3 protein-coding genes are annotated in these 1,813 nt (G+C 47.0%); 2 read left to right on the forward strand and 1 reads right to left on the reverse strand.

What is annotated here, in order from left to right:
• Nucleotides 1-766, forward strand: a 766-nt coding sequence (locus AC3A8L_RS10590) for a DUF6174 domain-containing protein (protein ID WP_487962222.1), incomplete at its 5' end; no start/stop codon positions are given.
• 29 nt (nt 767-795) lie between these two features.
• On the opposite strand, the gene AC3A8L_RS10595 is transcribed toward AC3A8L_RS10590, so the two are convergent.
• Complete coding sequence (locus tag AC3A8L_RS10595) at nt 796-1,152, reverse strand: YibL family ribosome-associated protein (RefSeq protein ID WP_487962223.1); 357 nt, start codon at nt 1,150-1,152, stop codon at nt 796-798.
• A gap of 565 nt (nt 1,153-1,717) precedes the next feature.
• Between AC3A8L_RS10595 and AC3A8L_RS10600 the strand changes: the two genes are divergently transcribed.
• A partial coding sequence (locus AC3A8L_RS10600) for a hypothetical protein (RefSeq protein WP_487962232.1) occupies nt 1,718-1,813 on the forward strand: 96 nt, incomplete at its 3' end.

Raw genomic sequence — 1,813 nt, forward strand, 5'->3', positions numbered from 1 at the left:
AGAGCCCAGCGCACAATCCATTAGTGACATTTTTAACAAGCTCAGCTATAGCAGTTCGGCCGACACCGTGAATGCCGAGTTTGACCCAGTCTTTCATTACCCCTCTCGCGTCTCCATCGATTATGAAGCTGCAGTTTCAGACGACGAGCTAAGCTATGTCATTAGCGACTTTACGCCCCTGAGCATTACCCATGAACAACTCAGTAATCATCTGGAGGACTGGAAGTCTTTGGGGATTCAGGGTTACAGCATGACCGTACACATTGGCTGCTTCTGCATTATTAATGGGCCGGTTGAAGTAACCGTAAAAGGCGGAGAAATCACCCGCGCCTACTCTCTGCAATACGAGCGCGAGCTTACCCTGCAGGAGCTAGAATCCCCCTACCTATCCATTCACTCATTATTCGAGTACCTTCAACAACAGCTAGACCGTGAATTCTCAACTGTCGAAGTGATCTTTGACCAATCACTTCACCTCCCTGTTGATATCATGATTGATCGCGAAGGCCTTCCGATAGACGCAGGTGTTCCGCTGCAAATTAGCGACTTCAAAATCATTGAATTAGATAGCTCATCCCCCAGCCCTTCAACGGACCGAAATGAATGCAGTGACCACCCGCAAGATGTGTATGATCCCGTCTGTAACCCAGACTTTCATTACGACATACACTGCCCAGCAGGCTATACCCCAGAACCCTATGAGTACTGTTTCACTAGAGATTCATCATCAAGCTCACCCACAAGTGGCAATGAGTTCCTCTACTGAGACTAAGCAGCCCATTTGTTGCAGCGTAATTAAAACGTTTTAAGCGCGAAACCTGTAACAACCTTAACCCCCATTTCACGCCCAAGCGCCGTCATGGGGTGTACTACGACCAAGCCTTTTACCGTTTTTTTCAACTTGCCCATATCGGCTTGCTCGGCCTTGGTAAGTACACGATTAAAAGGCAGCCCTTTAACCTCGATGGCCTTGCCACCTGTTTGGCGTCGTAGAAGCTCTTTATTGGAGGCTAGCTCCTTTTCTATTTGCTGAATTTCACGCTTAAATTGACGCGCAATTACCTCGTCTTCTCGCAGTTCGGCGGCGGCCAATTTACTGCGACACTTATCGAGGCGGTTACTCAGGGCTTGAATAGCTTGCTGTACGTTCATATTTTGGCCATCTAAAAAGCCGCTAGCTTAACACTCAGATAAAAAATACGCCGCAGCCATCTATCAAAAAGGCATCTCATCATTTATTGACCTTTCGTTTTTCGCACCAATTTATAACAACCTCACTCATCAAAATTAAGTGCGCATCATCAAAGAAATGATGAGCGCCCCAAAAAGGAACCAAAGCACCGCACTTTCGCACCAAAATAAAACAATGGGTGCGCCACCTCAATGCACCAACACCAAAAGGCGATATTAGGTAAGCCCCCTGCTTTTTTCAGGGTTTTTCAATCATAAAATGAAGGAAAAATGGTTTTCAGCTGGCGCAGGCAATTCCCTCAAGTAACAAAAAGTGGTATGTTCCTCGCCCGTTCGAGCTGTACGTGGGTACACCGACAGTTCGACGAGGTTCGGCACAATTCATCTCAAATGCCGAACTACTGATGCACTAACTTGCAGCACAATAATCCACCTTTTTTTAAGGCACCTTCGGACCATTATGAAAGAATTATCTGATATCGGCCTCATCGGCCTCGCCGTTATGGGCGAAAACCTCGTTTTGAACATGGCCAGCAAGGGCTTCACCGTAACCGCGTTCAACCGCTCTACCGAGAAAGTTAAAAATTTCGTTGAAGGTCGCGCAGCGGGTAAAAGCATTCGC

It is taken from the genome of Marinagarivorans sp. (genome assembly GCF_982758155.1).